The following is a 26,081-nucleotide window of genomic DNA, read 5'->3' as shown; positions in this document are numbered from 1 at the left end:
CGCGCGGGAACGTCCGGTGAACGCTGATGTCCTGAGAACGCCGAGGTGCGCGCCGGGAAACGGAAGGACCCCCTCACCGGCGGGCGAGGGGGTCCTTCCGTACGAGCCGCCTGTCGGATTCGAACCGACGACCTGCTGTTTACAAGACAGCTGCTCTGGCCGGCTGAGCTAAGGCGGCAGGGCCGTGAAGCCGCTCCAGGGTACACGGCCGCGCCCGCTCACAGAGCGGGATATCCGCAGACCGGGGCCCCCGTCTCACCCTCCGTGACCGGTACGCGGCATTCTTCCGTTAACACGGTTTTCTTTTACCGCCAGGTACTGACAGACCGGCCCCCCGCGAGTTAGGTTGCGGTAGCCGTCCATACATATGGGCGTAACACCTTCCTACTCGGATCGTCCGGCACGTTCCTGCCGGTAGAAGGAGACAGCAGAACAATGGCGACGGTCAGCTACGACAAGGCCACCCGCATCTACCCCGGCGGCGACAAGCCCGCCGTGGACCAGCTGGACATCCAGATCGCCGACGGCGAGTTCCTGGTGCTGGTCGGCCCCTCCGGCTGTGGCAAGTCCACCTCCCTGCGCATGCTCGCGGGTCTTGAGGACGTCAACGGAGGCTCCATCCACATCGGTGACCGCGATGTCACCCACCTGCCGCCGAAGGACCGGGACATCGCCATGGTGTTCCAGAACTACGCGCTCTACCCCCACATGACCGTCGCGCAGAACATGGGCTTCGCGCTCAAGATCGCGGGCGTCAACAAGACGGACATCCGCACCAAGGTCGAAGAGGCCGCGAAGATCCTCGACCTCACCGAGTACCTCGACCGCAAGCCGAAGGCCCTCTCCGGCGGCCAGCGGCAGCGCGTCGCGATGGGCCGCGCCATCGTGCGTGAGCCCCAGGTGTTCCTCATGGACGAGCCGCTGTCCAACCTGGACGCCAAGCTCCGCGTCCAGACCCGTACGCAGATCGCCGGCCTCCAGCGCCGCCTGGGCGTCACCACGGTCTACGTCACCCACGACCAGGTCGAGGCCATGACCATGGGCGACCGCGTCGCGGTCCTCAAGGACGGCATCCTCCAGCAGATCGACTCCCCGCGCCGCATGTACGACAAGCCGGCCAACCTCTTCGTCGCCGGCTTCATCGGCTCCCCGGCCATGAACCTGGTCGAGGTCCCGATCACCGATGGCGGCGTGAAGTTCGGCAACAGCGTCGTCCCGGTCGAGCGCACCGCCCTCTCCGAGGCCCAGGCCAAGGGCGACACCCACGTCGTCGTCGGCTGCCGCCCCGAGCACTTCGCCGTCGTCACCGGCAACGGCGAGGCCGCCTCGCTGGAGAAGGCCGACGACAAGAAGGAGGCGGGCCTGGCCGTCACCGTCAACGTGGTCGAGGAGACCGGCGCCGACGGCTACATCTTCGGCACCGCGAAGATCGGCGGGGAGGACAAGGACCTGGTCATCCGCGTGGACAGCCGTGACGTCCCCGAGCGCGGCACGACCGTCAACGTCGTCCCCCGCCCCGGCGAGACCCACGTGTTCGCCAAGAGCACCGGTGAGCGCCTGAGCGCCTGACCCACACCGGGCAGACCGCACCACCGCACGGACCCACGGGCCGTCCCTCCGCACACACGGCGGAGGGGCGGCCCTCCGTACGTCAACACGCGGGGCCGGGTTCCCGGCAGTTCATCACCCGTGAGAGTGACCGAGTGTCACCGAAACACTTCTCCTCGCTACCATCGACGGGCCAGTCGTTGTTCCCGACAGTCCCCGACGGCCCGCCGTCACCGCTTCGCGAGGAGTACCACCCAGTGAACCAGGCACTCCGCCACATCGGCCGAACTCTCGCCATCGCCCTGCCCGTTGTCCTGGTGCTGTCCGGGACCCTCGCCGTCTCCCGCGTCCCGTGGGTCGGCGGCCCGGCGGGCGACCAGATGCTCACCGCGTCCTCCGAGGAGGAGCAGCAGGAGCTGACGCCCGAGGCCGCCCTCCAGGAGCGCCTGCTGGTCACCCTCCGGCAGGACGACCCGACCGCCGCCCTCACCGCGCTCCAGGAAGCCGTCGACCGCGACCCCGGACTGGCCCCGCACTGCGGCGAGATCGCCCAGGCGCTCGGCGAGGCCGCCGTCGAGAAGTACGGCAGCACGCGCCGCGCCCAGCAGCACGCCCGCCCGGTGTGCGACACCTCCTACGCCTCGGGCGTCGCCGCCGCCAACTGACCCCGTAGGCTGCGGGCATGCCCCAGAGCCCGCTCGACGCCCCGCAGCCCACGCAGGCCGTGATCCTGGCCGGCGGTCAGGGCTCGCGCCTGCGCCCCTACACGGACGACCGGCCCAAGCCGATGGTGGAGATCCCCGGCACCGGCGTCCCGATCATCGGGCACCAGCTCACCTGGCTCGCCCAGGAGGGGGTCACGGACGCGGTGATCTCCTGCGGACATCTCGCCGAGGTCCTCCAGGAGTGGCTGGCCACCGCCGACCTCCCGCTGCGCGTCACCACGGTCATCGAGTCGGAGCCCCTCGGCCGTGGCGGCGGCCTCAAGTACGCCGCCGCCGCGCTGCCCCGCCAGGACGAGCCCTGGTACGCGACCAACGGCGACATCTGGACCCGTTTCTCCCTCCGCGAGATGGCCGGCTTCCACGGCGAACGCGACGCCCTCGCCACCCTCGCCCTCGCCCGTCCCCGCATGCCCTGGGGCGCCGTGGACATCGACGACTTCGGGCACGTCCTCGACTTCATCGAGGCGCCCCCGTCCCCGTACCCGATCAACGCGGGCGTGTACGTCTTCGCCGCCGAGTTCACCAAGCTGCTGCCGGACCGGGGCGACCACGAGCGCACCACGTTCCCCCGCCTCGCCCGCGAACGCCGCCTGGCCGGCTTCGCCATCCCGCAGGGCGCGTACTGGCGGGCCATCGACACCGCCAAGGACCTCACGGAGGCGGCCCGGGAGCTGGCGCGCGGCTGAGACCGTCCCGCGCCACCGGCCCCCGGGCCGCCGTTCCCCATCCGCCCGTCGCGCGGCCCGCCCTGCGAGGAGCCGGGCCGCGCGCGGGACGCTCAGGCCGCCCCGCTGCCCTCGCCGGGCCGCTGCCGCAGCTCGTCCACGACACCGCGTTCGAGGATGGCCTGGTTGTCCAGCAGCGTGCCCACCGCCACACCGTCCTGCTCCTCGACCTGGACCTCCTGGTAGCCGAGGAGGTCGTACGTCTCCGGGTCGAAGAGGTACGTGCACCGGACGCCGGTGTCCTGGTCAAGGCGCCCCACGCCGACGGTCGTGCGCCCCGCCGCGTCCTCGATCCCCTCCAGCATCGCCACGCCAGGGACCTGGCCGAGCGCCTCGTACAGCCCCGCCGCGAGTCCGGGCGGCAGCAACTCCTGGTACGCCAGGCTGCCGATGCCGTTGAAGACCCGCTGCTCCAGCGCCTCGCCGGTCATCCCGTCCTCCTCGCCGAACTCGTGGTAGACCAGATCCCGCAGGGCCCCGGCGTCGGTGGGGAGTTCCGTGAGGTACTCGTAGGTGGCCGCTTCGAGGTACGGCTCCGGGATCTCGACCTCGACCGGAGCGCCGTCACCCTCGGTGTTCACGGGGTCGTAGGGGTCGATCGACCAGCCGGTCGTGCCGTTTGTGGAGATCCAGTTCTCCGTCTCGTACGGCTCGGCGGGCCTGCCCATGGGACGTCCGAGGTCGGTCCAGAGGACCCGGAGGGGGGGATGTGTGATCCCCGGCCCGTCGGTCCGCACCATCCAGCCGCCGTCCTCCGTGGCTTCGGCGACCACCGTCCCGTTCTCCTCGTAGTACTCCGCCCACTCCTCCTCCGTCATGGGCCGGAACGTACTCACCGTCCGCTGGTAGATGAACTGGTCGGCGCGCGGCACCGGCAGTTCCCCGGCGCGCACGGACACCTGCCGGAGGAACTGCGCCGGGCTCGCCGCCATGGGCGTCCCGATGACGTCGCCCGCCCCGTCGCCGTCCCGCGCCGTGTACGTCACGGCGCCCGCCACCAGGGCCGCCGCCACCGGCAGCGCCACCCACAGCGCGCGCCGCCGCTTCGGCCGCGCCGGTACGGCGGCAGGCTCGGCGGCCCGCTCCTGCTCGCGTTCGATCTCGCTCATCACAAACTCCTGAAGCACGCGGCTTCGGTCCCCGGAAAGGACCGGAACGCCGGGTGCCGGGAGCAGCCGCGACAGTTCGCCCGGGTCCGGCGCGTCGTCCTGGCGCTTCATCCGCTCGTCCCCTCACTGGACCGGACCGCCCGGTGCAGGCGGTCACTGTGGAGTTGTCCGGGTCGCGCGGCGCGTTCCCGTGCCATTTCCTCGTCGGCGAACCGCCGCAGCCGCGACCGGGCGCGGAACAGGCGCGTGCGGACCGTCCCTTCGCGGATACCGAGCGCCACCGCGGCCTCGGCGTGCGAGAGTTCGGACCACACGCACAGCATGAACACCTCGCGGTCCCCCGGCCGCAGCCGCTCCAGGGCGCGCCGCGCCGCCGCGACCCGTTCGGCGTCGGCCATGCGCCCGACCACCTCGTCCGAGAAGTCGGGCTCGCTCCCGCCCGTGGGCAGACGGGACAGCGCGGCCTCGTAACGGCGCCGGGCGCGCGTCGTGTTGCGCAGCACGTTGACGGCGATGCCCATCAACCACGGGCGCAGGCCGACCCCTTCGTCCCGCACGCGGTCGCGCAGCCGCCACGCTTCGAGGAACGTGAGGGAGACGACGTCCTCCGCGAGCGCGCGGTCGCCGGTCCACCGGGCCGCGTACCCGTGGATCAACCGCGCGTGCGCGTCGAACAGTTCACGGAACGCCTCGGGGTCGCCGTCCCGCACCCGGGCGTGCATCGTATGGTCCACTCCCCGGCTTGTCCGCGCGCGGGGGCCACGTTACCCCGCGCGCGACATGACCCGGGTCACATCATGAGGTGCCCAGTACCTCACCTAACCGAGCAGCCCGCCGATAGGGCCGAGGCTGCTCCGCTCACCCCCGTCCTCCGCCGGAGCGTCCTGCTCGGCGGAGTCGCCCGCGTCGCCGCCCGTCTCCGGCGCGGGGGCGGGCTCCTCGGGGACGTAGCTCTCGGTCGGCGGCGAGGACCGCTGCGGCGCGGGCACCGTCTGCTGCGCGGGCGGTGCCTCCTGCGCGGGCGACTGCGACGCGCCGCCCGTCTCGCCGGTCCCGGCCGACGGGCCGGTCGTGGCGCCCGACTCGGTGCCCTCGGGGGACGCGGAACCGCCCGTGCCCGGCTCCTCGGCGGAGTCCGCCCCGGCCGAGGGGCTGCTGGAAGCACCCTCGCGGCGCGCCTCCTCTTCCTCCTCGGTGAGCGGCTGTCCCGGCAGGTGGTTGCGCGGCGGCTGCCCCGGCTCCGGCGCATCGGGGAACGCGGCGGACCGCACCGCGCTGCCCAGCATCGAGCCGAGCAGCAGGGCGACGCCGAGCAGCAGCGCCGCCGTCAGCGTGCCGCGCCGCAGCACCCGGCGGCGCAGCTCCGACAGCGGGGCTCGCGGCCCCAGCGTGCGCCACGCCTCCGTCGCCAGGCGGGAGTCCAGCGAGTAGACGGGCGCGCCCGCGATGATCAGCGGGCTCCAGGCGGCGCACAGGATGATGTCGGGGGTGTCGTACGCCGGGCCGTTCCGCCAGCTGACGGTGACCAGCAGCGCCAGTGAGAGCAGCGCCCCGAGCGAGGCGGCGAGGCGCTGCCACAGGCCGAAGACGGTGAGGACGCCGACGATGATCTGCGTGAACGCGACGGTCAGGCCCGCGCCGATCGGGTGCGCGAGCGCCCAGTCGTGCAGCGGCGCGGCGACGGTCCACGGCTCCAGCGTGGCCAGCCAGGCGTAGAGCGAGCCGCGCTCGCCGCCGTCGAAGTAGACGGGGTCGGTGAGCTTGCCCATGCCCGCGTAGATGGCGATGAAGCCGAGCAGGACGCGCAGCGGCAGCAGCACGACGCCCAGGCTCATCCGGCTGGCGCGGCGGCCCGGCGCGTACGCCTGGCGGCGGTCGGCCGCGCGCGGCCCGGCGGGCCCGGCGGGGGTACGGCCCACCTCGACGGTCTGCTCGGTGCCGCGCGGCGGGGTCGGCGCGGCCGTCCTGCCCGTACCGGGCCGGGAGCGCTGCGCGGGCGGTCCCGCGACGGCGGCGGAGAGCAGGCGCGTGCTCTCCGGCGGGAGCGGGGCGCGCGGGGAGATCAGGGTCTTGCGGGGCGTGACACGCGGAAGCACCTGGGTCGCGCCCGAGACACCGGCGTCGCGCACCGCCTGGACGAGTGTGCTCGCCGCCGGGTCGCCAGGCGAGCTGCGGCCCGTCCAGACGACGGGACGGCGGCGGCCCGCCGTGGGGACCCGGGCCAGCCGGGTGGGGTCGCCGACCGCTCCGCTGACCGGGGACGGACCGGGGAGCTGCACCCGGAAACTGACGTGGTTCACGACGACCTGCGCGGGGTCGCACGGCACCTTGACCATGCTCAGCACCGGCTCGTCCGTCGCGGGGCCGCGGTGTGTTCTGGTGTCCACACTCATCTAACTGAGTGACACGCCTGAGGACACTGCCTTGACCGCAAAAGTCTGTCTGTGACCCGTCAAACCGCGACCCGTCGGACGACCCCGGGCGGGGGCGGGCGGCGCCCGCTCCCCGCCCGGCACGCGTCAGGCGCGGCGGCGCGCCGCCTCGTACAGCACGATCCCGGCCGCCACACCGGCGTTGAGCGACTCGGCGCCGCCCGGCATCGGGATGCGCACGCGCACGTCGCACGTCTCGCCGACGAGCCGCGACAGGCCCTTGCCCTCGCTGCCCACGACCACCACGACAGGGCCGTCGAGCCCCGGCGCGTCCGCCAGCTCGGCCTCGCCGTCCGCCGCGAGCCCGACGACGGTGAGGCCCGCCTTCTGGTAACTCTGCAACGCGCGCGTCAGGTTGGTGGCGCGCGCGACGGGCGTACGGGCCGCGGTCCCCGCCGACGTCTTCCACGCCCCGGCCGTCATCCCGGCCGCCCGCCGCTCAGGCACGACCACGCCGTGCCCGCCGAACGCGCTGGCGGACCGCACGACGGCACCGAGGTTGCGTGGGTCGGTGACGCCGTCGAGCGCGACGATCAGCGCCGCCTGGCCCGCGTCGTCCGCGGCGCCGAGCAGGTCGTCCGGGTGCGCGTACTCGTAGGCCGGGATCTGGAGCACGAGCCCTTGGTGCGACAGCCCGTTGGTCATGCGGTCCAGCTCGGCCCGCGGCGCCTCCATCAGGTGCACGTCGCCGCGCTCCATGGCCAGCTTGACGGCCTCGGTGACACGGTCGTCCGTGTCGAGGAACTGCTGGACGTACAGCGTGTTCGCCGGTACGCCGCCGCGCAGCGCCTCGACCACCGGGTTGCGGCCGACGACCAGTTCGGCCGGCGTCCTGCCGCCGCGCCGCGCGCCGCCGCCCGAACGCCCCTGCTGCCTGCGGGCCTTGGCGTCCTTGGCCTGCGCGGCGCGCTGCTTGGCGTGGCCGGTGCGCATCTCGGCGGGCGGGGTCGGACCCTTGCCCTGGAGCCCCTTGCGGCGCTGGCCGCCGCTGCCGATCTGCGGGCCCTTCTTGTTGCTGGTACGGCGGTTGGGGCGGGCGCTGTTGCCTGGCATGTCTGTGTGTGTCCTAACTGAGTTCCCAGCGGGGGCCGCTGGGCGTGTCCTCGATGACCAGGCCGGCGGACTGGAGTTCATCACGGATGGCGTCTGCGGTGCCGTAGTCCCGCCGTTCGCGGGCGGCCTGCCGCTGGGCGAGCACGAGCCGCGCCAGCGTGTCCACCACGCCGGTCAGCTCCTCGCCGCGCCCGGCGCCCGTACCGTTCCAGGCCGGGTCGAGCGGGTCGAGCCCGAGCACGCCGAGCATCGCGCGCACCTGGCCCGCGAGGGCGGCGGCCGACTCCTTGTCGCCCTCGGCGAGCGCCGCGTTGCCCTGCCTGACGGTGGTGTGGACGGCGGCCATCGCCTGCGGCACGCCGAGGTCCTCGTCCATGGCGGCGGCGAAGTCGGACGGCACCTCGGTCGCGGGCGCGACCGGGCCGACCTGCTCGGCCGCGCGCGTCAGGAAGCCCTCGATCCGGCCGAACGCCGCCTCGGCGTCGGCGAGCGCCGCCTCGCTGTACTCGATGGTCGAGCGGTAGTGCGGCGTGCCGAGGTAGTACCGCAGCACGATCGGCCGCCACCGCCTCGCCATCTCGGTCACCAGCACGGAGTTGCCGAGCGACTTGCTCATCTTCTCGCCCGCCATGGTCACCCACGCGTTGTGCACCCAGTAGCGCGCGAACTCGTCGCCGAACGCCCGGGACTGCGCGATCTCGTTCTCGTGGTGCGGGAAGACCAGGTCGATGCCGCCGCCGTGGATGTCGATGACCGGGCCGAGGTACTTGTGCGCCATCGCCGAGCACTCCAGGTGCCAGCCGGGGCGGCCCGGCCCCCAGGGGGTGTCCCAGCTGGGCTCGCCCGGCTTGGCGGCCTTCCACAGGGCGAAGTCGCGCGGGTCCCGTTTGCCGGTCTCGCCCTCGCCCTCGGGCTGGAGCAGGTGGTCGAGGTCCTGGTTGGACAGCTGGAGGTAGCCGGGGAAGGAGCGGACGTCGAAGTACACGTTGCCGTCCGCCGCGTACGCGTGGCCGCGCTCGATCAGCGCGGCCATCATGGCGGTCATCTCCGGGATGTGGCCCGTGGCGCGCGGCTGGTACGTGGGCGGCAGGCAGCCGAGCAGCGCGTACGCGGTGTCGAAGGCGCGCTCGTTCTCGTAGCCGAGGGCCCACCAGGCGCGGCGCTGCTCGGCGCTCTTGACGATGATCTTGTCGTCGATGTCCGTGACGTTGCGCACGAACGTGACGTCGTACCCCTGGTGCGCGAACCAGCGGCGCATGATGTCGAAGCTGACCCCCGACCGCACGTGCCCGATGTGCGGGGCCGCCTGCACCGTCGCGCCGCACAGGTAGATCGAGACGCAGCCCGGCAGGGCCGGGGTGAAGTCACGGATCTGCCGGGCGCTGGTGTCATACAGGCGAATGGTCACGCCTCAAGAGTAGTGGGCGCCGGGGCGCCGGTGGGACGCCCGCGGCACCGGTTGTCAGACGATCCCCTGCCCGTTGATCCGGGTCGGCGTGACGCGCACGACGACCCGGGGATCGTCCTGCGCGGACGCCGGGTTGAACTCGGCGTAGGACTTGCCCGTGTACTTGCGGGACAGGGTGTCGATCAGCTCCTCGGCGCCCTCGGTGGCCAGCGTCACGGTGCCGCGGATCTCGGCGTACGCGTACGGGTTCTCCGGCGGGAGGACGGTGACGGTCGCGCGCGGGTCGCGGCGCAGGTTCCGCTCCTTGCGGCGGCCGACCGTGGTGGAGACGAGGAGGTCGTCCCCGTCCCGGGCGACCCACACGGGGCTCACCTGCGGCGACCCGTCGGGCTGGATGGTGGCGATGGTGACGACCGTCGGCTGGTCGAGCGCCGACCTGAGGGGTTCGGGGAGTGCGAGGGACACGGCTGTGCCTTCCTGTACGTGCGTGTGCTGGCTTCGTCCGCTACGCCGTATACCCGGTGGGCGGCGCCTCGTGCGCGCCGCCGCGCCGCCGGCCCGGCGGAACGCTCAACTCGATGGAACGATGAGCGCGGTCGCGACGGCGGCGAGGCCCTCGCCCCTGCCGGTGAGGCCGAGCCCGTCGGTGGTCGTGCCCGAGACGGAGACCGGCGCGCCCGCGGCGGCCGACAGCGCGGCCTGCGCCTCCGCCCTGCGCGTGCCGATCTTGGGGCGGACGCCGATGACCTGGATCGCGACGTTGCCGATGGTGAACCCGGCCGCCGTGACGATGCGGGCGGCCTCGGCGAGCAGCGCCGTCCCGGCGGCGCCGGCCCACTCGGGCCTGTCGGTGCCGAAGTGCGCGCCGAGGTCGCCGAGCCCGGCGGCGGAGAACAGGGCGTCGCAGGCGGCGTGCGCGGCGACGTCGCCGTCCGAGTGCCCGGCGAGCCCGTACGCGGCGTCCGGCCAGCGCAGCCCGGCGCACCACAGGGCGCGGCCCGCCTCGAACGCGTGCACGTCCGTGCCGATCCCGGTGCGCGGCAGCACGGGGTGAGCTGGGCTGTCGGTCATGACGGGGGCCTCCGGCGGGCGAGGACGGCCTCGGCGAGCACGAGGTCGAGGGGACGGGTGACCTTGAACGCCTCCTCGTGCCCCGGCACGAGGACGACGGGGACGCCGAGCCGTTCGACGAGCCCGGCGCAGTCGGTGGCGTCGCCGCCGGCGGCGTGCGCGGCGTGGGCCTCGGCCAGCGTGGCGCGGTCGAAGCCCTGCGGCGTCTGGACCGCGCGCAGCAGCGCCCGGTCGGGCGTCGCCACGACGGGCTCCGGCTCGCCCGCGACGGCGGGCACGGCGATCTGCTTGACCGTGTCGGTGACGGGCAGCGCGGGCACGACGGCGGGCGCCCCGGCGCGCACGGCCTCCACCACGGCGTCCACCGTGGTGACGGGCACCAGCGGCCTCGCCGCGTCGTGGACGAGGACGACGCCGACGTCCTCGGGCAGCGCGGCGAGGCCGAGGCGCACGGACTCCTGCCGTGTGGCGCCCCCCGCGACGACGAGCTGCGTCACGCCGGGCGGCGCGGGGTGCTCGTCGAGCAGGGAGCGGGTCTTGCCGACGCCGTCGGGCGGCGCCACGACGACGACCAGGGAGACGGCGCGGGCGCGCGCCATGGCGCGCACGGCGTGGACGAGCATCGGCGTCCCGCCCAGCTCGCGCAGGGCCTTGGGGGTGCCGCCGCCGAGGCGGAGGCCCAGGCCTGCGGCCGGGATGACGGCTGCGGTGCGCGGAATCGCGCCGGACGGGGGTGTGATCTCTGACATTGCCCAGGTATGCAGGTTTGTTCGCGGGGCGGTGGTGGGTATGGCCTCAGCGTGCCGGACGCGGCCCGATCGGACCCTTCCGTGACGTCCCGGTCGAGTCGGCCCTGAGGGACCGGCACACGGCGGCAGCGAGAGCATCACCGCCGATGGCAGTGAGGCATTCCGGTGCTTTTTCCGGCCGGAACACCTCCGCCGCACGCCGTGTTTTCACCTGGCACGGCCTTACATGCCACAGCGCCCGCGTGGCACCGGGAATGCCTTTCGGGCGCTGCGGCAATGCGGGAGAACGCTGAACGTGAGACGCGTCCGGTGTGTCGTCGTGCGTTGTTCGGAAAAGATGCACGCGCACGTCACCCGGTCGGGCACTCATTTCCAGCGGACGCCATTCTGGAGTGGGAGGACGGTGATCTCCGGTCGATGATCACAGGATGATCTCGCGATCATCGGCGACGGTCCGGTGATCCCGCTGGATCACGCGATCGAGTACCGCTCCGCGGACGTTTTCGACGCGCCCGCCGATCGGACCCCGATACACGTCCGGGCGCTGCCCGATCCGGCGTGAACTCCGTTTCCAGGGCTTTCGCTCTCAGGAAGCGAGAACCTCGTCCAGAAGGGACTCGGCCTTGTCCTCGTTGGTGGCCTCGGCGAGCGCCAGCTCGCTGACCAGGATCTGCCGGGCCTTGGCGAGCATCCGCTTCTCGCCCGCGGACAGGCCGCGCTCACGCTCACGGCGCCACAGGTCGCGGACGACCTCGGCCACCTTGATGACATCGCCGGACGCGAGCTTTTCGAGATTCGCCTTGTACCGGCGGGACCAGTTGGTCGGCTCCTCGGCGTACGGCGCGCGGAGCACCTCGAAGACCCGGTCCAGACCGTCCTGCCCAACCACATCGCGCACACCGACGAGCTCGGCGTTTTCCGCCGGCACGCGCACTTCCAGGTCACCCTGGGCGACCTTCAGCACCAAGTAGATCTTGTCCACGCCTTTGATCGGGCGGGTTTCGATGGCCTCGATCGTCGCGGCCCCGTGATGGGGATAGACCACGGTGTCGCCAACCTTGAACGTCATGTGACAGGTACCCCTTCCGTGGCTCTCCATGCTAACACGGGAAGGGAGCCCTTTGAATGACGTTTTCGCAGGTCAGACCATATCTCGGGGGTTGACAAGGGCACCCGCGGCATGCTGCGGGGCGGTCTCGGCGGCGGGTATGCGCAGGTCGGAGGGCGGTTCGGCGGTCCGCGCAGTTCGCGCCGCTATGCACGGGAGCGCGTGAAGAAGTTCCGTCACCCATGGAAAGCCGTCCGTTTTGTCCCGGTTGACAGAATGCCTTCGCGTACGTGTGCAAGGCTCGAAGAATTGATCACCTGGACGGCGTCGGAAAGCGGCCAATTACCGGACACTCCCTGCGGGTGGGCCGGATGCGGCACGCCGGGGAGCGGTCGGTACGCTGACCCCCTGAGAGATCATCCTGACCCTCCGAGGAGAGTGCCGCCGCCGTGAGCAGCAGCCTTCGACGCGGCGTGGCCGCCGCCTTCTTCGCGTTCTCGATCGCCGGGCTGACGGCCTGCGGTGCCGGGCACGACGCCGACACCGGCAAGATCCGCCCGGACAACGCGTCCGCCCATGTGGAGGACATCAAGGTCCAGAACGTCAACGTCATCCTGCCCGACCCGGACGAGGGACCGGCCGCCGTCTCCGCGCGGCTGTTCAACGACGGCGACGAGGACCAGGTCCTCGAATCCGTCGAGCTGCCGGACTCCGGCACGTCCGCCGAGCTGACGCCCGCCGAGGGCGAGGGCCGCGTGGTCGTCCCGGCGCACGGCTCGGTGGCGCTCGGCGGCGAGGGCAACCCGGCCGTCGTCATCCAGGACCCGAGCGGCTCCGACGTCGCGCTCGGCAACGCGCAGCGCGTCGTCTTCGTGCTGAGCGACACCGGCGACATCGAGCTGCGCGCGACCGTCGTGTCCGACGGCGAGGCGTACGAGCACTACGCCGACTGGGGCCCCTCCCCCGCCGCCTCCGAGGAGTCGGGCGACATCCCCGGGGTGGACCCGGACGCCGGGCCGAACGAGGAGGCCGAGGCAGGCGACGAGGCCGGGGAGACCGGCGAGACCGGTGAGCCCGCCGAGGAGGACCAGGCCGAGGGCACCGACGACGCGAACGGCGACGAGCCGGTCACCGGTGAGTCGGACGGCCCCGCCGTCGGCGACTGAGGCACCAACGGTCAGCAGTCTGCGGTACAGGGGTGAGGGGCGGGTCCGTCGTGACGGACCCGCCCCTCACCCGTACGCCCCGGGCGTCCTTACGGCTCGAACTTGTAGCCGAGGCCCCGGACCGTCACCAGGTAGCGCGGCGCGCCCGGGTCCGGCTCGATCTTGGCGCGCAGCCGCTTGACGTGGACGTCGAGCGTCTTCGTGTCGCCGACGTAGTCCGCGCCCCAGACGCGGTCGATCAGCTGCATACGGGTGAGGACGCGCCCGGCGTTGCGCAGCAGCATCGCCAGCAGGTCGAACTCCTTCAGCGGCAGGTCGACCTTCCGCCCGGAGACCGTGACGACGTGCCGGTCCACGTCCATCCTGACCGGGCCGGCCTCCAGGGCGGCGGGGCTCTCCTCCTCCGACTCGCCGCGGCGGCGCAGGACGGCGCGGATGCGCGCGACCAGCTCGCGGGACGAGAAGGGCTTGGTCACATAGTCGTCCGCGCCTATCTCAAGACCGACGACCTTGTCGATCTCGCTGTCCTTGGCGGTGACCATGATGACGGGGACGTTGGAACGGCCGCGCAGCTGCCGGCAGACCTCGGTGCCGGGCAGTCCCGGCAGCATGAGGTCGAGCAGGACGAGGTCGGCGCCGTTGCGCTCGAACTCGTCCAGCCCGTCGGGCCCGGTCGCCGCGACGGCGACCTCGAAGCCCTCCTTGCGGAGCATGTACGACAGGGCGTCGCTGAAGGACTCCTCGTCCTCGACGACGAGCACTCTGGTCACGGGAGGGCCTCCCGGGCGGGATCGTTGGTGCGGGTGGCGTGCGGCTGTGGGTCCACGTCCGCGGCGACGTCCGTGTCGGCGCTGTCGGGGAACTCCGCCGGTTCGTGGAGTGTGCCGCCGAGTCCGTCGCGTTCACGGCGGGCCGCGAGGCGGCGTTCCTGCGCGCTGCCGGGGTCCGGCAGGCGAAGCGTGAAGGTGGAGCCCTGGCCCTCGGCGCTCCACACGATGACCTCCCCGCCGTGCGAGGCGGCCACGTGCTTGACGATGGCGAGGCCGAGGCCGGTGCCGCCGGTGGCGCGGGAGCGCGCCGGGTCCACGCGGTAGAAGCGCTCGAAGATGCGCTCCCTGTCGTGCTCGGTGATCCCTATCCCCTGGTCGGTGACGGCGATCTCGACGAGTTCGCCCTGGCGGCCGGGGGCGCGGGAGCCGGCGATGGCGACCCGGGTGTGGGGCGGGCTGTAGTTGACCGCGTTCTCGACCAGGTTGCCGAGGGCCGCGGCGAGCTGGCCGCGGTTGCCCCAGACGGTGAGGCCGGCGGTGCCGCCCGAGGCGACGGTGATGCCCTTGCTGACCGCCTGCTGGCGGCAGCGGTCCATGGCCTCGGTGACCAGTTCCTCGACCGGGACCAGCTCGGCGGTGGCGAGCATGTCGTTGTCCTGGACGCGGGAGAGGTCGATCAGCTCCTGGATGAGGTTGGTGAGGCGCGTCGCCTCGTTCTGCATGCGGCCGGCGAAGCGGACGACGGCCTCCGGGTCGTCGGCGGCGTCGAGCACCGCCTCGGACAGCAGGGACAGCGCCCCGGCCGGGGTCTTCAGCTCGTGACTGACGTTCGCCACGAAGTCGCGGCGCACCGCCTCGATGCGGCGGGCCTCGGTCAGGTCCTCGACGAGCAGGAGGACCAGCCGCGCGCCCAGCGGCGCCGAGCGCGCCGAGACCGCGAGCACGTCGGGGCGGCCGGCCCGGGTCTGCCGGGGCAGGTCCAGCTCCACCTGGCGGATCTCGCCGTCACGGCGCGTGTCCCTGGCCATCCTGAGCATGGGCTCGACGGCGAGGCGGCCGCCGCGGACCAGGCCCAGGGCGTACGCCGCCGAGCTGGCCTTGACGACGCCGTCCCCCTCGTCCAGCACGACGGCCGAGGAGCGGAGCACCGACAGGACCGTGTCGACGCCGGGCGGAAGGGTGGCTTCCGCCTGCTGGGTGTCGCGCGGCGGACGCGTACGCTCGCGCTCGCTGAGCCGGAATGCCAGCATGGCGATGACGCCGGTGCACAGACCGGCGATCGCCGCCACTGCGGCGACCGCCGCGTTCACGTCCATATGCTCAGGTTATGCGCGGTGTGGCGGTGAACCACAGGGCCGGACGGAGATGCTCGTCCGGACGCCGGTGAGAGTTCACTTTGGCGACAACGACGGTTCACTTGGCGGGGCGGGAACGGCCGCTTTCCGGCCGGAGTGTGGGGGCCGGGCCCGCGGGGGCGAGCTGGACCCGAGAGTGTGAGCGAAGCAGCCCGGTGGGCTCGGAAGGGACGGAACGGTCAAATGCGTGACGCGTATCACGAGGAACTCGACGCGGTCAGCGACAGCCTGGTGGAGATGGCGAGGTTCGTCGGCTCGGCGATCGGCCGGGCGACGACGTCGATGCTGGACGCCGACCTGAAGCTGGCGGAGAGCGTCATCGCCGCGGACAGCAAGGTCGACGAGATGCACCGCGACCTGGAGAACGCGGCGATAGCCCTGCTCGCGCGCCAGCAGCCGGTCGCGACGGACCTGCGGATCGTCGTCACCAGCCTGCGGATGAGCGCCGACCTGGAGCGGTGCGGCGACCTGGCCCAGCACGTGGCCAAGGTGGCGCGGCTGCGCTTCCCCGACTCGGCCGTCCCGCGCGACCTGTCGGCGACCATCCTGGAGATGGGGCAGCTGGCGCAGCGGCTGATGGCGAAGGCGACCGAGGTGCTGATCACCAAGGACGTGGACCTGGCCATGCAGCTGGAGCAGGACGACGACGAGATGGACTCGCTGCACCGGACGCTCTTCAGCCACCTGCTGGACGAGCGGTGGAAGCACGGCATCGAGACGGCGGTGGACGTGACGCTGCTCGGCCGGTACTACGAGCGGTTCGCCGACCACGCGGTGTCGATCGCGCGGCGGATGGTGTACCTGGTGACGGGTGAGCACGCGGACGAGTTCTCGCCGGAGCCCGACCCGACGGTCTGAGCCGCCGGTGCGACCGCGCGCCCCGTCGCGCGCGGTTGACGGCGGGGGGCCGTGGCGGCGTCCAATGGGACGCGGGACGGGCCCGTTCCGGTCCCGCCGCTCCGCCGTGTCCATTTCCGCCGTGTCCGTTTCCGAGGAGGGTCCCATGGCTGCGTCACCGGCCTCACCCGCGCCGATCCCCGTGCCCGCGCCCGTCACGCCGAAGGACCGCCGTCCGCTGCCGCTGCTGAGCGGCTGCGGCTGCGCGTCGGGGTGCGGCTGCGGGTGCCAGTCGGGCTCTGGATGTCAGTGCGGGGGCAACTGCGGCTGAGCCGTGGCGGAGCCGGCCCTGTCCTGCGCGTCCGCGGGGCGCGCGGGCGCGGCCGGCTCCGCCCAGGGCAGCTCGGCGACGAGGGTGAACGTTCCTGCCGAGGCGCCGTGGCGCAGGGTGCCGCCGTCGAGCGCGACCCGTTCCTCCAGGCCCGTCAGCCCCGCCCCGGCGCCGGGGATGGGGCGGTCGCCGCGGCCGGTGAGCCCGTTGCGCACGGCGACGGTCAGGCCGCGGTCGCGGCCGCCGGAGAGGGTGACGGTGACGGGCGCGCCCGGCGCGTGCTTGCGCGCGTTGGTCAGGCCCTCCTGCACGACGCGGTAGACCGTGCGCTGCACCGGGCCGCGCAGCCGCGCCGCGCCCGCGTCGTCGTCGCGGACGACGGTGACGCGCTGCCCGGCGCGTTCGGCCTCGGCGACGAGGGCGTGCAGGTCGGCGACGCCGGGCTGCGGGCCCTCGGTGCCCTGAGCGCTGCCGCGCAGGACGGTGAGGACGTCGCGCAGCTCTTCGAGCGCCTGGTGCGCGGTGTCGCGGATGAGCTGGGCGCTGGAGCTGATCTCCGCGTCCGACAGCGGGGCCGCGCCGGACTGTTTGGCGTCCGTGCGGTAGGCGAGGGCCCCCGCGTGGACGGACAGCAGCGAGATCCGGTGGGCGAGGACGTCGTGCATCTCGCGGGCGATGGCCTCGCGCTCGGCCCTGCGGACGTCGGCGAGGTGGCGCGCGTGCTCGGCGCGCTCGCGCTGGGCGTCCGCCCGCAGGCGGGTGACGAGCTGCCGCTTGGCCCGGACGGCGGCGCCCCACGCGTAGAAGAAGAGGTAGTAGGCGAGGATGAAGGAGATCGTCGTCCAGTCGGGAGCGCGATCGCCCGCGGTGAGGATGCTGTAGGGCAGGCCCAGCGCGATGTGCGCGGCCAGGACGGCCCAGGCCGTACGGCGGTGGACGCGCAGTCCCAGGTTGAGGATGACGACGGCCAGCGCGCCGAAGACAGTGGTCGAGACGGCGGCGATGGGTATCAGCGCGATCGCCAGGGCGAGCGGATAGCGGCGGCGCCACCACAGGGCGATACAGGCCAGGGCACCGAGCGGGGCGTCCATGGCCACGAGCCAGTGCGGCAGGAAGTCCACCTCAGGCATCGTGAACAGCGTGAGGACCCACAGGGCGACGGCCCACGCGAACAGCGCGCAGTCCACGAGCCAGTCACGGCCCGTGCGCCGTACGTGCTGCCCCGGGACGTGACCTCCGTCGTGCAGCAGCGCGCTGGGCAGCATCCAGTCGCGGGGCGCCAGCGTGTCGGTCATACCGTCGAGCCTAAGCGGTCGGCGACGGCACACGGCAGAATTTCCAGCACCCGCACCCCCCGGACCAGCGACAACGCCCCCGTCCCCGGAGGGTGGCGCGGCAGATTTGTTCGGAACGGTTTCTTCTCGCTGAGGCGAACAAATTCTGGGATGTGTTCGGTCCGGTTAGGCGAACAGTGGGCAGGCCATCCCGGGCGAGCGTCTACCAGGCGATGGACGAGGCCATACGCGAGCTCCGGGACCGCTTCGGCGGCCTGCCCACGCCTGCCGAGGCCGAGGACATCTGGTCCGACTTGTGGCACGAGGAAGCCCACAACAGCACCGCGCTTCAGGGCAACACGCTGGTGCTGCGCGAAGTGGCGAGACTCCTTGAGGACGGCAAGGCCGTGGGTGCCAAACCCCTCCGCGACTACATGGAGGTGCGGGGCTAGGGCGACGCCGCCACGTGGGTCTACGGCCAAGCCCTGGAACCGGGCGACTGGACGGACGGTTCGATCGTCACGGTCCAGGAGGTGCGGAACATCCACCACGTCCTCATGACGCCGGTCTGGACGGTGGAGCCTCACCCGGACGCCTCCGGCTCCGAAAACCCGGGCAACTTCCGCCGCCACGAGATCGCCGCCTTCGGCGGAGGCATGCGGCCTCCCCCGTGGACCGAGGTCGATCACCTCCTCCACGACTGGGTGACAAACGCGGAGAGGCTGCGCCGGCAGGACGGTGAGGTCTCCGTACCCGAGAAGCTGGCCCGCCTGCACAACCGATTCGCACAGATCCACCCGTTCCCCGACGGCAACGGCAGGACGGGACGGCTGGTGCTGAACCTGCTCCTCGGCCGCATGGGCTACCCACCGGCCATCATCTACAAGCGGGACCGGGACAAGTACCTGCGGGCGATGCAGCGCGCCGGCAAGGGGGAGGACGGCCCCCTCGCGGAACTGATCGCGCGGAGCGTGACGACGAACCTCTACCGCTTCGTCCTGCCCGCCGCCGCGGGACCGGTGAAACTCGTACCGCTGGCGGCGCTGGCGACCGAGAGGATCTCCGAGAACGCCCTCCGGGTCGCCGCGAACCGCGGCAGGCTGAGAGCCGTCAAGGCGGGAGACGGGTCGTGGCGCAGCAGCAGGAAGTGGCTGGAGCAGTACGAACAATCGAAGTACCAGCGCGGACAGGGGAGCGTCGGCGAGCGGTCACGGTCCTCCGTCGGCCACGCACCGTGACCACGCCTCTGCCGACGGAAAGCCGCCGACAGAGGGCGCAGCCCGAGAGGTGCGCTACTTCTTGCCCTTGCCCTGGTTCTTGACGGCCTCGATGGCGGCCTTGGCGGCGTCGGGGTCGAGGTAGCGGCCGCCGGGGGTCAGGGGGCGGTAGTCGGCGTCCAGCTCGTAGAGCAGGGGGATGCCGGTCGGGATGTTGAGGCCGACGATGGCGTCGTCCGAGACGTGGTCGAGGTGCTTCACGAGGGCGCGCAGGCTGTTGCCGTGGGCGGTGACCAGGACGGTGCGGCCCGCGTTCAGGTCGGGGACGATGCCGTCGTACCAGTACGGCAGCATGCGGATGACGACGTCCTTCAGGCACTCGGTGCGCGGGCGGACCTCGCTGGGGATCGCGGCGTAGCGCGGGTCGTCGCTCTGCGACCACTCGGCGCCGTCCTCCAGCACCGGCGGGGGCGTGTCGTAGGAGCGGCGCCACTGCATGAACTGCTCCTCGCCGAACTCGGCGAGCGTCGCCGCCTTGTCCTTGCCCTGGAGCGCGCCGTAGTGGCGCTCGTTCAGCCGCCACGAGCGGCGGACCGGAACCCAGGCGCGGTCGGCGGCGTCGAGGGCGATGTTGGCGGTGCGGATGGCCCGCTTGAGGAGGGATGTGTGGAGGACGTCGGGGAGCAGGCCCGCGTCCTTCAGCAGCTCACCGCCGCGGACCGCCTCCTTCTCGCCCTTGTCGTTCAGATTGACGTCCACCCAGCCGGTGAAGAGGTTCTTCGCGTTCCACTCGCTCTCGCCGTGGCGGAGGAGGATCAGCTTGTACGGTGAGTCGGCCATGGTGCCGAGGGTAGACGGCGCGGCGGGCGGGCGGCGGAGCGACCCCGTCATCCGGCAGGGCGTGTGAGGTGCGCGAACGCGTCCAGGTTGCGGGTGGACTCGCCCCGCGCGACGCGCCAGGCGTACTCCTTCCTGATCGCGGTCGCGAAGCCGAGTTCGAGCAGGGTGTTGAACGCGCCGTCCGCGTTCTCCAGCACGGTGCCCAGGACACGGTCGATCTCGGCGGGGGTGACGGCGGACAGCGGGAGGCGGCCGGCGAGGTAGACGTCGCCGTGCCGGTCGATCGCGTACGCGACGCCGTACAGCCGCGTGTTCCGTTCGAGCAGCCAGCGGTGGACGGCATCGTGGTTCTCGTCCGGGCGGCGGATGACGAAGGCGTTGACGGACAGCGTGTGGCGGCCGAGGACGAGGGAGCAGGTGGTGGACAGCTTGCGGGTGCCGGGGAGGGAGACCACGTAGTGCCCGGCGGCCGGGCTCTCCCACGGCGCACCGCACGCGTCCAGCGCCTCTTCGACGGCCCGCGCGGATTCGGCATCGGGTGCGGACATGGCCCCGATGCTAGTCAGCCGGTGGCCGGGTGGGTGAAGCGGTGTGACTCGTGGGCCGTCTGGTAGACGGTGCGGGTGTCGGCGGCCGTCGCGTCCCAGCCGAAGCCGCGGGCGTGCTCGCGCGCCGCCGCGCCGAGGCGTTCGGTCAGGTGCGGCTCGTCCACGAAGCGGCGCAGCGCCCGCGCGTACGCGGCCGGGTCGTGGCCCGCCACGAGGAAGCCCGTCGCGCGGTCCCGCACGACGACCGGCAGGCCGCCGACCGCCGCCGCGACGACCGGGGTGCCGCACGCCTGCGCCTCCGCCGCCGCCAGGCCGAACGACTCGCTGTACGACGGCATGACCAGCACGCTCGCCGCCCGGTACCAGTCGGCCAGGGCCTCCTGCGTCACCGGCGGGCGGAAGCGCACCAGGTCGGTGAGGCCGAGACGGGCGGCGAGCTTCTGAAGGCGCTCCGGCCTGGCGAGCCCCGAGCCGGACGGGCCGCCCACGACGGGGACGACCAGCCGTTCGTGCAGCGACGGGTCCTCGTCCAGCAGGTGCCGCACGGCGTACAGCAGGATGTCGGGCGCCTTCAGCGGCTGGATGCGCCCGGCGAACAACGGCACCAGCGCGTCCTGCGGCAGGCCGAGGCGTGCGCGCGCGGCGCGGCGGCCGTCCGCCGGGCGGAAGCGGTCGAGGTTGACGCCGGGGTGGACGACGAGGGTGCGCAGCGGGTCGGCGTCGTAGTGGCGGATGAGGTCGGCGGCCTCCTCGGCGGTGTTGGCGATCAGCCGGTCGGCGGCGCGGACGATCTGCGTCTCGCCGATGACCCGCGCGGCCGGTTCGGGGCTGTCGCCGGTGGCGAGGGCGGCGTTCTTCACCTTGGCCATGGTGTGCATCTGGTGCACGAGGGGCACGCCCCACCGCTCGGCCGCCAGCCAGCCGACGTGCCCGGACAGCCAGTAGTGCGAGTGGACGAGGTCGAAGTGGTCGGGCCTGCGGCCGGCCCAGATGCGCATCAGGCCGTGCGTGAACGCGCACAGCTGCGCGGGCAGCTCCTCCTTGCTGAGGCCCGCGTACGGCCCCGCGTCCACGTGCCGCACGAGCACGCCCGGCTCCAGCTCGACCGACGGCGGCAGGTCCCCGGCCGTCGCGCGCGTGAAGATCTCCACCTCGACGCCGAGCCGCGCGAGCTGCCGCGACAGCTCGACGATGTAGACGTTCATCCCCCCGGCGTCCCCCGTTCCCGGCTGGTGCAGCGGCGAGGTGTGCACGCTCAGCATCGCGACGCGGCGGACCTGTGGCACGGCTCTTCCCTTCCTCGGCGGGTGCGACCAGTCAGCCGGGGGCACCGCACTCCATTGTGCCCACCCCGCCCGGCGGGCCGCGCTCCCGTCCACCGCAGGTGCCCGCCGGGCGCGGGGGCTACGCTCACGCGCATGCCGGAGGGGAACGTGACCAGGGGGACGACGGGGCCCAACCGCCTGCGCCGCATGGACCGCTGGATCGCCGCCGCGCACGGGCCGGCGCTGCGCCGCGCCCCCGTTCCCCCGCGGGCCGTGGACCTGGGGTACGGGGCCGCGCCGTGGACTGCCGTCGAGCTGCTGGAGCGGCTGCGGCGCGTGCGGGGTGACGTGCGGGTGACGGGTGTGGAGATCGACCCGGAGCGGGTGGCGGCGGCGCTGCCGTACGCGCGGGACGGGCTCGCGTTCGTCCGCGGCGGTTTCGAGGTGCCGCTGCCGGGCGGGGAACGGCCGCTGCTGATCCGGGCGGCGAACGTCCTGCGGCAGTACCCGGAGGACGGCGTGCCCGCCGTGTGGGCGCGGCTGTGCGGGCGGCTGGCGCCTGGCGGGCTGCTGGTCGAGGGGACGTGCGACGAGATCGGGCGGCGGCACGTGTGGGTGGCGCTCGGCGCGGAGGGGCCGCGCAGTGTGACGTTCGCCGCGCGCCTCGGCTCGCTGGGCACGCCGTCCGACCTGGCCGAGCGTCTCCCCAAGGCGCTGATCCACCGGAACGTGCCGGGCGAGCCGGTGCACGCGTTCCTGCGCGCCTTCGACCGCGCCTGGGCCGCCGCCGCGCCGTACGCGCCGCTGGGGGCGCGGCAGCGGTGGCTGCGCGCCGTGGGCACGCTGGCGGGCGACTGGCCGGTGCTCGACGGCCCGGGGCGGTGGCGGCAGGGCGAGGTGACAGTGGCGTGGGCGGCCCTGGCGCCGCTCAGCGGACCGGCGGCAGCGTGACCAGGGCCTCGTCGAGGAGCGTACGGTCCGGCTCGCCGGTGAGGCGGACGCGCGCCTCGGGCGGGGCGAGCCAGACGACGGCGTCCACCTCGTCGTTCGGCTCGAAGCGGCCGCGGACGGCCTCGGCCGTCCAGTAGCGCACCACCTTGGAGCGGCCGCCCTCCGTCAGGTAGCGGGCGGCGGGCAGGGGGCGGCCGAGGACGCAGTCCATGCCCGTCTCCTCGCGGACCTCGCGGACGGCCGCGGCGGCGTGGGGCTCGCCGTCGTCCAGCTTGCCCTTGGGGTGCGACCAGTCGTCGTACTTGGGGCGGTGGACGAGCGCGACCTCTATGCCGCCGCCGGCCGCCCTGCGCCACAGGACGCAGCCCGCCGCGCGTATCGGCTGCGGCTCCCGGCCGGGGCCCGGGTCAGTCGCCGGCGGCACGGCGCTTCCTCCGCACGTCGATCAGGGCCTCCTGGACGTTGACGAGGCGGCGGCCGTCGGCGTCGTGCGCGTGGCGCGTCCAGTCGCCCTCGGCGTCGAGGTGCCAGGACTCGGAGCCGTCCGACATGCCGGTGGCCAGGAGGCGGCCGAGGGTGGCGCGGTGGCCGGGGTCGGTGACGCGGACGATGACCTCGATGCGGCGGTCCAGGTTGCGGTGCATCAGGTCGGCGCTGCCGAGCCACACCTCGTTGTCACCCCCGGCGGCGAAGGCGTAGACGCGGGAGTGTTCGAGGAAGCGGCCGAGGACGCTGCGGACGCGGATGTTCTCGGACAGGCCCGGCACCCCGGGGCGCAGCGCGCAGATGCCGCGCACCCACACGTCCACGGGGACGCCCGCCTGCGAGGCGCGGTAGAGGGCGTCGATGACCGCCTCGTCCACGATGGAGTTGACCTTGATGCGGATGGCGGCCGGGCGGCCGGCGCGCTGGTGGTCGATCTCGCGGCGGATGCGGGTGACCAGGCCGTCGCGGAGGGAGCGGGGCGCGACGAGGAGGCGGCGGTAGTTCTCGCGGCGCGAGTAGCCGGAGAGGCGGTTGAACAGGTCGGACAGGTCGGCGCCGACCTCGGGGTCGGCGGTCAGCAGGCCGAGGTCCTCGTACACGCGGGCGGTCTTGGGGTGGTAGTTGCCGGTGCCGACGTGCGCGTAGCGGCGCAGGCCGTCGCCCTCCTGGCGGACGACGAGGGACAGCTTGCAGTGCGTCTTCAGGCCGACGAGGCCGTACACGACGTGGCAGCCGGCCTCCTCCAGCTTGCGGGCCCACTTGATGTTGGCGTGTTCGTCGAAGCGCGCCTTGATCTCGACGAGGACGAGGACCTGCTTGCCGGACTCGGCCGCGTCGATCAGGGCGTCCACGATCGGCGAGTCGCCCGAGGTGCGGTAGAGCGTCTGCTTGATGGCGAGGACGTCGGGGTCGGCGGCGGCCTGTTCGAGGAACGCCTGGACGGACGTGGAGAACGAGTCGTACGGGTGGTGCAGCAGGACGTCGCGTTCGCGAAGGGCGGCGAAGATGTCGGGCGCCGACGCGGACTCGACCTCGGCCAGGTCACGGTGGGTGCGGGCGACGAACTTGGGGTACTTCAGCTCCGGCCTGTCGAGGGCGGCGATCGCGCGCAGCCCTGTCAGGTCGAGCGGGCCGGGGAGCGCGTACACCTCCTCGCGGCTGATCTTCAGCTCGCGGATCAGGACGTCCAGGACCTCCTGGTCGATGGACTCCTCGACCTCCAGGCGGACCGGCGGGCCGAAGCGGCGGCGCAGCAGCTCCTTCTCCAGGGCCTGGAGGAGGTTCTCGGCGTCGTCCTCCTCGACTTCGAGGTCCTCGTTGCGCGTCACGCGGAAGACGTGGTGCGCCAGGACCTCCATGCCGGGGAACAGCTCTTCGAGGTGCGCGGCGATGACGTCCTCGACCGGCACGTACCGCTGCGGCGACGCCTCCATGAAGCGGGTCAGCAGCGGCGGGACCTTCACGCGGGCGAAGTGCTTGTGTCCGCTCGCGGGGTTGCGGACCATCACGGCGAGGTTGAGCGAGAGCCCGGATATGTAGGGGAACGGGTGCGCCGGGTCGACGGCGAGCGGCGTGAGGACCGGGAAGATCCGCTTCCGGAAGAACGAGAAGAGGCGCGTCTGCTCCTCCTCGTCCAGGTCCGGCCAGCGCAGGAGGTGGATGCCCTCGGCCGCCAGCTGCGGCGCGACCTCCTGGCGGAAGACGGCGGCCTCCCGGGCGAGCTGGTCGCGGGCGAGGGTCCAGATCGTGCCGATGACGGCGCGGGGCGGCAGGCCGGTGAGGGAGCGCGTCGCGACGCCGGTCGCGATGCGGCGCTTGAGGCCCGCGACGCGGACCATGAAGAACTCGTCGAGGTTGCCGGCGAAGATGGACAGGAAGTTGACGCGTTCCAGGAGCGGCGTCTCCGGGTCCTCGGCGAGTTCGAGTACCCGCTCGTTGAAGGCGAGCCAGCTGCGCTCGCGGTCGAGGAAGCGGTCCGGGGGCAGCTCACCGCCGTCGCCCCCGGACGAGGCGGGCGACGCGGTGCGGCCGTCCGGCGACACCGGCTGGGGCAGTGCGGGGGTGTCCGGGCGGACGGTTGCTCCCTTGGTCATGCGTCCATTCTCGCGCCGTCCGGGCCAACGGGGCACGTCGGAGAGGTGAACAGGATGAACAGCGCCGTCCGCGGGCGGTCGCGCGCCGGGCGCGCGGGCGGCGGGACGCGCCGCCGGTGCCCGCGTCAGTGCTCGGTGCGGTACATCAGGTCGGTCTCGAACGTGCGGAAGCCGAGGCTCTCGTAGACCCGCACGGCCGCCGCGTTGTCCGCGTCCACGTACAGCATCGCCGTGGGCAGCGCGCGGTCGGCGGCCAGGTGGCGCAGGCCGGCCATGGTGAGGGCGCGGCCGAGGCCCTTGCCCTGCGCGTCGGGCGAGACGCCGACGACGTAGACCTCGCCGAGGCGCTCCGCCTCGTGCACCTTCGTCCAGTGGAAGCCGAGGACGCGGTCCTCGTCGTCGTCGGGGACGGCGAGGAAGAAGCCGCCGGCGTCGAACCACGGTTCGGCGGTCCGCGCGTCCAGGTCGGCCTGGGTGAGGGCGCCCTGCTCGGGGTGGTGGGCGAAGGCGGCGGCGTTCACCGCGAGCCAGGCGGCGTCGTCGCGGCCGGGGCGGAAGGTGCGGACGCGCACGCCGGGCGGCAGGTCCACGGGCGCCGAGCCGAGGCCGCCCAGGGGGCGGCGGAGCTGGCGCAGTTCGCGGAACGGCGTCAGCCGGAGCGACTGGGCCAGGTGACGGGCCGCCGCGTGGCCGCCGTGCGCCCAGACGCGCAGCCGGTTGCCCGACTCGGCGAGGAGGGCGGCGCCGAGCGCGCGCCCGTACCGCCTGCCCCGGTGGGCGGGGTGGACGACCAGCTCGCCGGTCGGCGGCTCGACCACGTCCCGGCCGTCGAGCTGCGCGTAGCCCACCAGGGTGCCGTCGTCCGCGCGCAGGAGGAGGTGGAGCACGCCCGCGCGCGGGCCGCCGCGCAGGAGCAGCCTGCCCTGCTCGGAGACGGCGCTCTGCCCGTCCCGTCCGGCGGCCGCCTCGATGAGCGCCAGCGCCTCGTCCCGTTCCGCGTCCGTCACCCGGTCCTGCACCACGACGTCACTCATGGGGACGACTGTAATCGGGGCGCGGCGCGTCCCCCGGCTTCGCCGA

The 26,081-nt window shown here is 73.1% G+C and carries 26 protein-coding genes and 1 tRNA gene; 8 read left to right on the top strand and 19 right to left on the bottom strand.

The window, feature by feature from the left end; genetic code table 11:
- Positions 1-104: 104 nt before the first annotated feature.
- A tRNA-Thr gene (locus ACL02R_RS04635) sits at positions 105-178 on the bottom strand.
- A gap of 257 nt (positions 179-435) precedes the next feature.
- Here ACL02R_RS04635 and ACL02R_RS04630 point away from each other — a divergent pair.
- The 3 genes from ACL02R_RS04630 (at position 436) to ACL02R_RS04620 (ending at position 2,959) form a co-directional block, all read left to right on the top strand.
- Entirely contained in the window at positions 436-1,569 is a 1,134-nt protein-coding gene (locus ACL02R_RS04630) for an ABC transporter ATP-binding protein (protein WP_412795546.1), read from the top strand.
- Between the two features lie 236 nt (positions 1,570-1,805).
- Positions 1,806-2,213 (top strand): hypothetical protein, encoded by a 408-nt coding sequence (locus tag ACL02R_RS04625; protein WP_412795545.1) that lies wholly within the window; start codon positions 1,806-1,808, stop codon positions 2,211-2,213.
- A 17-nt stretch (positions 2,214-2,230) separates the two neighbouring features.
- Positions 2,231-2,959: a nucleotidyltransferase family protein gene (locus ACL02R_RS04620; RefSeq protein ID WP_412795544.1), complete on the top strand. Its 729-nt coding sequence runs from the start codon at positions 2,231-2,233 to the stop codon at positions 2,957-2,959.
- Positions 2,960-3,051: 92 nt separating this feature from the next.
- On the opposite strand, the gene ACL02R_RS04615 is transcribed toward ACL02R_RS04620, so the two are convergent.
- The 9 genes from ACL02R_RS04615 to ACL02R_RS04575 all read right to left on the bottom strand — a co-directional run bounded on the left by ACL02R_RS04615 (position 3,052) and on the right by ACL02R_RS04575 (position 11,889).
- Positions 3,052-4,107 carry a CU044_5270 family protein gene (locus tag ACL02R_RS04615; protein ID WP_412795543.1) on the bottom strand — a complete coding sequence of 352 codons (1,056 nt, stop codon included), beginning with the start codon at positions 4,105-4,107 and terminating at the stop codon, positions 3,052-3,054.
- Positions 4,108-4,214: 107 nt separating this feature from the next.
- Entirely contained in the window at positions 4,215-4,829 is a 615-nt protein-coding gene (locus ACL02R_RS04610; RefSeq protein ID WP_412795542.1) for an RNA polymerase sigma factor, read from the bottom strand.
- Between the two features lie 96 nt (positions 4,830-4,925).
- Positions 4,926-6,500, bottom strand: coding sequence for a DoxX family membrane protein (locus tag ACL02R_RS04605; RefSeq protein WP_412795541.1), 1,575 nt, complete (start codon positions 6,498-6,500; stop codon positions 4,926-4,928).
- Between the two features lie 126 nt (positions 6,501-6,626).
- Positions 6,627-7,592 carry a 23S rRNA (guanosine(2251)-2'-O)-methyltransferase RlmB gene (gene rlmB / locus ACL02R_RS04600; RefSeq protein WP_412795540.1) on the bottom strand — a complete coding sequence of 322 codons (966 nt, stop codon included), beginning with the start codon at positions 7,590-7,592 and terminating at the stop codon, positions 6,627-6,629.
- A gap of 13 nt (positions 7,593-7,605) precedes the next feature.
- Entirely contained in the window at positions 7,606-9,000 is a 1,395-nt protein-coding gene (cysS, locus tag ACL02R_RS04595) for a cysteine--tRNA ligase (RefSeq protein ID WP_412795539.1), read from the bottom strand.
- A gap of 54 nt (positions 9,001-9,054) precedes the next feature.
- Complete coding sequence (locus ACL02R_RS04590) at positions 9,055-9,465, bottom strand: PPOX class F420-dependent oxidoreductase (protein ID WP_412795538.1); 411 nt, start codon at positions 9,463-9,465, stop codon at positions 9,055-9,057.
- A gap of 105 nt (positions 9,466-9,570) precedes the next feature.
- Entirely contained in the window at positions 9,571-10,071 is a 501-nt protein-coding gene (gene ispF, locus ACL02R_RS04585; protein WP_412795537.1) for a 2-C-methyl-D-erythritol 2,4-cyclodiphosphate synthase, read from the bottom strand.
- Positions 10,068-10,820 (bottom strand): 2-C-methyl-D-erythritol 4-phosphate cytidylyltransferase, encoded by a 753-nt coding sequence (ispD, locus tag ACL02R_RS04580; RefSeq protein ID WP_412795536.1) that lies wholly within the window; start codon positions 10,818-10,820, stop codon positions 10,068-10,070. The genes ispF and ispD overlap by 4 nt, the downstream gene beginning before the upstream one ends.
- Before the next feature lie 586 nt (positions 10,821-11,406).
- Positions 11,407-11,889, bottom strand: a complete 483-nt coding sequence (locus tag ACL02R_RS04575; protein WP_129841803.1) for a CarD family transcriptional regulator — start codon at positions 11,887-11,889, stop codon at positions 11,407-11,409.
- A 428-nt stretch (positions 11,890-12,317) separates the two neighbouring features.
- On the opposite strand from ACL02R_RS04575, the gene ACL02R_RS04570 reads away from it, so the two are divergent.
- Positions 12,318-13,034: a DUF461 domain-containing protein gene (locus ACL02R_RS04570; protein WP_412795535.1), complete on the top strand. Its 717-nt coding sequence runs from the start codon at positions 12,318-12,320 to the stop codon at positions 13,032-13,034.
- Positions 13,035-13,123: 89 nt separating this feature from the next.
- On the opposite strand, the gene ACL02R_RS04565 is transcribed toward ACL02R_RS04570, so the two are convergent.
- Both ACL02R_RS04565 and ACL02R_RS04560 read right to left on the bottom strand, forming a co-directional pair.
- Positions 13,124-13,804: a response regulator transcription factor gene (locus ACL02R_RS04565; RefSeq protein ID WP_052848564.1), complete on the bottom strand. Its 681-nt coding sequence runs from the start codon at positions 13,802-13,804 to the stop codon at positions 13,124-13,126.
- The gene (locus ACL02R_RS04560; RefSeq protein WP_412795534.1) at positions 13,801-15,120 is read right to left on the bottom strand and encodes a sensor histidine kinase; all 1,320 of its coding nucleotides are present in this window, start codon (positions 15,118-15,120) and stop codon (positions 13,801-13,803) included. The genes ACL02R_RS04565 and ACL02R_RS04560 overlap by 4 nt, the downstream gene beginning before the upstream one ends.
- 222 nt (positions 15,121-15,342) lie before the next feature.
- Between ACL02R_RS04560 and phoU the strand changes: the two genes are divergently transcribed.
- Positions 15,343-16,017, top strand: coding sequence for a phosphate signaling complex protein PhoU (gene phoU / locus ACL02R_RS04555; protein WP_412795533.1), 675 nt, complete (start codon positions 15,343-15,345; stop codon positions 16,015-16,017).
- Between the two features lie 285 nt (positions 16,018-16,302).
- On the opposite strand, the gene ACL02R_RS04550 is transcribed toward phoU, so the two are convergent.
- Positions 16,303-17,622 carry a histidine kinase gene (locus ACL02R_RS04550; protein WP_412795532.1) on the bottom strand — a complete coding sequence of 440 codons (1,320 nt, stop codon included), beginning with the start codon at positions 17,620-17,622 and terminating at the stop codon, positions 16,303-16,305.
- A 176-nt stretch (positions 17,623-17,798) separates the two neighbouring features.
- Here ACL02R_RS04550 and ACL02R_RS04545 point away from each other — a divergent pair, with 176 nt between their 5' ends.
- Together ACL02R_RS04545 and ACL02R_RS04540 are read left to right on the top strand one after the other, a co-directional pair.
- Positions 17,799-18,053 (top strand): hypothetical protein, encoded by a 255-nt coding sequence (locus ACL02R_RS04545; protein WP_412795531.1) that lies wholly within the window; start codon positions 17,799-17,801, stop codon positions 18,051-18,053.
- Positions 18,054-18,086: 33 nt separating this feature from the next.
- On the top strand, positions 18,087-18,839 hold the full coding sequence (locus ACL02R_RS04540; RefSeq protein WP_412795705.1) for a Fic family protein: 753 nt from the start codon (positions 18,087-18,089) through the stop codon (positions 18,837-18,839).
- Between the two features lie 54 nt (positions 18,840-18,893).
- Here the strand turns inward: ACL02R_RS04540 and ACL02R_RS04535 are convergent, their stop codons facing one another.
- The 3 genes from ACL02R_RS04535 to mshA are packed head-to-tail and all read right to left on the bottom strand — an operon-like array spanning position 18,894 to position 21,537.
- Positions 18,894-19,658, bottom strand: coding sequence for a phosphoglyceromutase (locus ACL02R_RS04535; RefSeq protein ID WP_398848181.1), 765 nt, complete (start codon positions 19,656-19,658; stop codon positions 18,894-18,896).
- A gap of 47 nt (positions 19,659-19,705) precedes the next feature.
- Positions 19,706-20,206, bottom strand: coding sequence for a YbjN domain-containing protein (locus tag ACL02R_RS04530; protein WP_412795530.1), 501 nt, complete (start codon positions 20,204-20,206; stop codon positions 19,706-19,708).
- Between the two features lie 14 nt (positions 20,207-20,220).
- Entirely contained in the window at positions 20,221-21,537 is a 1,317-nt protein-coding gene (gene mshA / locus ACL02R_RS04525) for a D-inositol-3-phosphate glycosyltransferase (RefSeq protein ID WP_412795529.1), read from the bottom strand.
- Positions 21,538-21,624: 87 nt separating this feature from the next.
- On the opposite strand from mshA, the gene ACL02R_RS04520 reads away from it, so the two are divergent.
- A complete protein-coding gene (locus ACL02R_RS04520; RefSeq protein WP_412795528.1) occupies positions 21,625-22,422 on the top strand; it encodes a class I SAM-dependent methyltransferase in 798 nt (265 codons plus the stop codon).
- Here ACL02R_RS04520 and ACL02R_RS04515 read toward each other — a convergent pair.
- The 3 genes from ACL02R_RS04515 to mshD are packed head-to-tail and all read right to left on the bottom strand — an operon-like array spanning position 22,400 to position 26,035.
- Positions 22,400-22,846: an NUDIX hydrolase gene (locus tag ACL02R_RS04515; protein WP_412795527.1), complete on the bottom strand. Its 447-nt coding sequence runs from the start codon at positions 22,844-22,846 to the stop codon at positions 22,400-22,402. The genes ACL02R_RS04520 and ACL02R_RS04515 overlap by 23 nt on opposite strands.
- Positions 22,830-25,130: an RNA degradosome polyphosphate kinase gene (locus ACL02R_RS04510; RefSeq protein WP_412795704.1), complete on the bottom strand. Its 2,301-nt coding sequence runs from the start codon at positions 25,128-25,130 to the stop codon at positions 22,830-22,832. The genes ACL02R_RS04515 and ACL02R_RS04510 overlap by 17 nt, the downstream gene beginning before the upstream one ends.
- The gene (mshD, locus tag ACL02R_RS04505) at positions 25,127-26,035 is read right to left on the bottom strand and encodes a mycothiol synthase (RefSeq protein ID WP_412795526.1); all 909 of its coding nucleotides are present in this window, start codon (positions 26,033-26,035) and stop codon (positions 25,127-25,129) included. The genes ACL02R_RS04510 and mshD overlap by 4 nt, the downstream gene beginning before the upstream one ends.
- Positions 26,036-26,081: the final 46 nt, after the last annotated feature.

It is taken from the genome of Streptomyces sp. MS19, from assembly GCF_047200595.1.
GTDB lineage: Bacteria > Actinomycetota > Actinomycetes > Streptomycetales > Streptomycetaceae > Streptomyces.
The sequence above is the reverse complement of the archived record's forward strand: the minus strand, read 5'-3'. Positions and strand labels throughout refer to the sequence as shown.

Coding starts and splice junctions, on each gene's coding strand:
- ACL02R_RS04530 (WP_412795530.1), bottom strand. CDS start 20,206: ATGTCCGCACCCGATGCCGAATCCGCGCGGGCCGTCGAAGAGGCGCTG.
- ACL02R_RS04610 (WP_412795542.1), bottom strand. CDS start 4,829: ATGCACGCCCGGGTGCGGGACGGCGACCCCGAGGCGTTCCGTGAACTG.
- ACL02R_RS04550 (WP_412795532.1), bottom strand. CDS start 17,622: ATGACCGACACGCTGGCGCCCCGCGACTGGATGCTGCCCAGCGCGCTG.
- ispF (WP_412795537.1), bottom strand. CDS start 10,071: ATGACCGACAGCCCAGCTCACCCCGTGCTGCCGCGCACCGGGATCGGC.
- ACL02R_RS04575 (WP_129841803.1), bottom strand. CDS start 11,889: ATGACGTTCAAGGTTGGCGACACCGTGGTCTATCCCCATCACGGGGCC.
- ispD (WP_412795536.1), bottom strand. CDS start 10,820: ATGTCAGAGATCACACCCCCGTCCGGCGCGATTCCGCGCACCGCAGCC.
- ACL02R_RS04615 (WP_412795543.1), bottom strand. CDS start 4,107: ATGAGCGAGATCGAACGCGAGCAGGAGCGGGCCGCCGAGCCTGCCGCC.
- ACL02R_RS04620 (WP_412795544.1), top strand. CDS start 2,231: ATGCCCCAGAGCCCGCTCGACGCCCCGCAGCCCACGCAGGCCGTGATC.
- ACL02R_RS04630 (WP_412795546.1), top strand. CDS start 436: ATGGCGACGGTCAGCTACGACAAGGCCACCCGCATCTACCCCGGCGGC.
- ACL02R_RS04605 (WP_412795541.1), bottom strand. CDS start 6,500: ATGAGTGTGGACACCAGAACACACCGCGGCCCCGCGACGGACGAGCCG.
- rlmB (WP_412795540.1), bottom strand. CDS start 7,592: ATGCCAGGCAACAGCGCCCGCCCCAACCGCCGTACCAGCAACAAGAAG.
- ACL02R_RS04560 (WP_412795534.1), bottom strand. CDS start 15,120: ATGGACGTGAACGCGGCGGTCGCCGCAGTGGCGGCGATCGCCGGTCTG.
- mshD (WP_412795526.1), bottom strand. CDS start 26,035: ATGAGTGACGTCGTGGTGCAGGACCGGGTGACGGACGCGGAACGGGAC.
- ACL02R_RS04535 (WP_398848181.1), bottom strand. CDS start 19,658: ATGGCCGACTCACCGTACAAGCTGATCCTCCTCCGCCACGGCGAGAGC.
- ACL02R_RS04520 (WP_412795528.1), top strand. CDS start 21,625: ATGCCGGAGGGGAACGTGACCAGGGGGACGACGGGGCCCAACCGCCTG.
- phoU (WP_412795533.1), top strand. CDS start 15,343: ATGCGTGACGCGTATCACGAGGAACTCGACGCGGTCAGCGACAGCCTG.